The following is a 3706-nucleotide window of genomic DNA, read 5'->3' as shown; positions in this document are numbered from 1 at the left end:
GGGGCTGGTGTTTTCCGGGGTGGGAAGACTGTGGTTACAACTGTGGTGTTGTTATTTTGTTGTGTTGGTTCCTGGAACAAACGGTGTTGTTGTTCGGGAACCACATAGTGGACGCGTGCAGTGTGTTGTGTGGTGTAAGTTGTTGGCCTATTAGTACCGGTCAGCTTCACGAGTCTTTAGTCCTCGCTTCCACATCCGGCCTATCAACCCAGTGGTCTGGCTGGGGGCCTCTCACACATAATGTGTATGGAAATCTCATCTTGAAGCGAGCTTCCCGCTTAGATGCTTTCAGCGGTTATCCCATCCGAACGTAGCTAATCAGCGATGCACTTGGCAGTACAACTGACACACCAGAGGTTCGTCCGTCCCGGTCCTCTCGTACTAAGGACAGCCCTTCTCAAATTTCCTGCGCGCGCAGCGGATAGGGACCGAACTGTCTCACGACGTTCTAAACCCAGCTCGCGTACCGCTTTAATGGGCGAACAGCCCAACCCTTGGGACCTACTCCAGCCCCAGGATGCGACGAGCCGACATCGAGGTGCCAAACCATGCCGTCGATATGGACTCTTGGGCAAGATCAGCCTGTTATCCCCGAGGTACCTTTTATCCGTTGAGCGACGGCCATTCCACAATGTACCGCCGGATCACTAGTCCCGACTTTCGTCCCTGCTTGAGATGTCTCTCTCACAGTCAAGCTCCCTTGTGCACTTACACTCGACACCTGATTGCCAACCAGGCTGAGGGAACCTTTGGGCGCCTCCGTTACTTTTTAGGAGGCAACCGCCCCAGTTAAACTACCCATCAGGCACTGTCCCTGACCCGGATCACGGGCCGAAGTTAGATGTCCAAAGTGACCAGAGTGGTATTTCAACGATGACTCCACCCGAACTGGCGTCCGGGTTTCAACGTCTCCCACCTATCCTACACAAGCCACTCCGAACACCAATACCAAACTATAGTAAAGGTCTCGGGGTCTTTCCGTCCTGCTGCGCGTAACGAGCATCTTTACTCGTACTGCAATTTCGCCGAGTTTATGGTTGAGACAGCGGGGAAGTCGTTACTCCATTCGTGCAGGTCGGAACTTACCCGACAAGGAATTTCGCTACCTTAGGATGGTTATAGTTACCACCGCCGTTTACTGGGGCTTAAATTCTCAGCTTCGCCACAAGTGGCTAACCGGTCCTCTTAACCTTCCAGCACCGGGCAGGAGTCAGTCCGTATACATCGTCTTGCGACTTCGCACGGACCTGTGTTTTTAGTAAACAGTCGCTTCCCCCTGGTCTCTGCGGCCCACACCCGCTCACGGAGAGCAAGTCTCCATCACGGGGCAGGCCCCCCTTCTCCCGAAGTTACGGGGGCATTTTGCCGAGTTCCTTAACCATAATTCTCTCGATCGCCTTGGTATTCTCTACCTGATCACCTGTGTCGGTTTGGGGTACGGGCGGCTAAAACCTCGCGTCGATGCTTTTCTTGGCAGCATAGGATCACCGGATCCCCCCGAACGGGGGTCCCATCAGATCTCAGGATCGTGCTCGAAACACACAGGAACGGATTTGCCTATCCCTGACCCTACATCCTTGGACCGGGGCAACCATCGCCCGGCCCGGCTACCTTCCTGCGTCACACCTGTTAATACGCTTACCTCCCGGGATCAGGTCCCGCGCTCGGCCAAAACCCACAACACCACAAGGGTGAGCGGGCAGGCTCCGGGCGGTTAGTATCCCCCGCTTGGCATGGGCGGTTTTTCGCCGGTACGGGAATATCAACCCGTTGTCCATCGACTACGCCTGTCGGCCTCGCCTTAGGTCCCGACTTACCCAGGGCAGATTAGCTTGACCCTGGAACCCTTGATCATTCGGCGGACGGGTTTCTCACCCGTCTTTCGCTACTCATGCCTGCATTCTCACTCGTGTAGGCTCCACCGCTGGTTTCCACCGCGACTTCACTGCCCACACGACGCTCCCCTACCACTCCACACCCCTGAACCACGAAGGCTAGGGCAATGTGTGAAATCCACAACTTCGGCGGTGTACTTGAGCCCCGCTACATTGTCGGCGCGGAATCACTTGACCAGTGAGCTATTACGCACTCTTTCAAGGATGGCTGCTTCTAAGCCAACCTCCTGGTTGTCTTCGCAACTCCACATCCTTTCCCACTTAGCACACGCTTAGGGGCCTTAGTTGGTGGTCTGGGCTGTTTCCCTCTCGACTATGAAGCTTATCCCCCACAGTCTCACTGCTGCGCTCTCACTTACCGGCATTCGGAGTTTGGCTGACGTCAGTAACCTTGTAGGGCCCATCGGCCATCCAGTAGCTCTACCTCCGGCAAGAAACACGCAACGCTGCACCTAAATGCATTTCGGGGAGAACCAGCTATCACGGAGTTTGATTGGCCTTTCACCCCTACCCACAGCTCATCCCCTCCATTTTCAACTGAAGTGGGTTCGGTCCTCCACGACGTCTTACCGTCGCTTCAACCTGGCCATGGGTAGATCACTCCGCTTCGGGTCTAGATCACGCCACTACACTCGCCCTATTCAGACTCGCTTTCGCTACGGCTACCCCACACGGGTTAACCTCGCGACGTAACACTAACTCGCAGGCTCATTCTTCAAAAGGCACGCCGTCACAACTACAAGGCTGCTCCGACGGATTGTAAGCACACGGTTTCAGGTACTGTTTCACTCCCCTCCCGGGGTACTTTTCACCTTTCCCTCACGGTACTGGTCCGCTATCGGTCATTAGGAAGTATTTAGGCTTATCAGGTGGTCCTGACAGATTCGCACGGGATTTCTCGGGCCCCGTGCTACTTGGGATCCTCTCCAGGCGGTACACAACATTACGGTTACGGGGCTCCCACCCTCTCTGGCCGGCCTTTCAAGACCGTTCACCTATGCCTGTACTACACACCCCACTGGTCCGGCAGAACCAGAACGGAAAGTCCCACAACCCCGCCCATGCAACGCCCGCCGGCTATCACACATGGAAACGGTTTAGCCTGATCCGCGTTCGCTCGCCACTACTAACGGAATCACTATTGTTTTCTCTTCCTGCGGGTACTGAGATGTTTCACTTCCCCGCGTTCCCCCCACGCACCCTATGTGTTCAGATGCGGGTCACACAATCACCTTGCAGCGTTGTGCGGGGTTTCCCCATTCGGACATCCTGGGATCAACGCTCGGTTATCAACTCCCCCAGGCTTATCGCAGATTCCTACGTCCTTCTTCGGCTCCTAATGCCAAGGCATCCACCGTGTGCCCTTAAAAACTTGACCACACAAAGATCAAAAACTTACTCGAGAGAACCACGACCACAAGGGCCAGGTTCATTCATAAGAAATTGCTGTAAGAACACACACACCAACCCCAAAAGGGCCAGCCACGTGCGTGTTCTAGATGCTCGCGTCCACTATGTAGTTCTCAAACAACAACCCCATCAACCAGACCCCCAACCACCACAACCCCCACAAAAAAAGGAGCCGATACCAGTGACCGGAGGAACCGGAAGCAGGAACAAAAGAAACACCAGAACGATGCCCTCTGCATTGCTGCAAAAAGGTCCTGTTGCCTCAGGACCCAACAGTGCGCCAAACACAACCCCCACCACCACGCCCCGGCAACGTTCCAAACAACACCCGCAACCCCGAAAGGAAACACGCATCGCCGTACTGGCACCAGGACACAACCGGTAAAGGCCATGCCAAAAAA

Annotated in this window: 1 rRNA gene; it reads right to left on the bottom strand. The window is 55.0% G+C overall.

Features of this window, described 5'->3' with window-relative positions:
* Nucleotides 1–129: 129 nt before the first annotated feature.
* A 23S ribosomal RNA gene (locus N7568_RS22455) occupies nt 130–3273 on the bottom strand.
* Nucleotides 3274–3706 lie beyond the last annotated feature (433 nt).

It is taken from the genome of Paenarthrobacter aurescens (assembly GCF_025421775.1).
GTDB classification, from domain to species: Bacteria; Actinomycetota; Actinomycetes; order Actinomycetales; family Micrococcaceae; genus Arthrobacter; species Arthrobacter aurescens_B.
The sequence above is the reverse complement of the archived record's forward strand: the minus strand, read 5'-3'. Positions and strand labels throughout refer to the sequence as shown.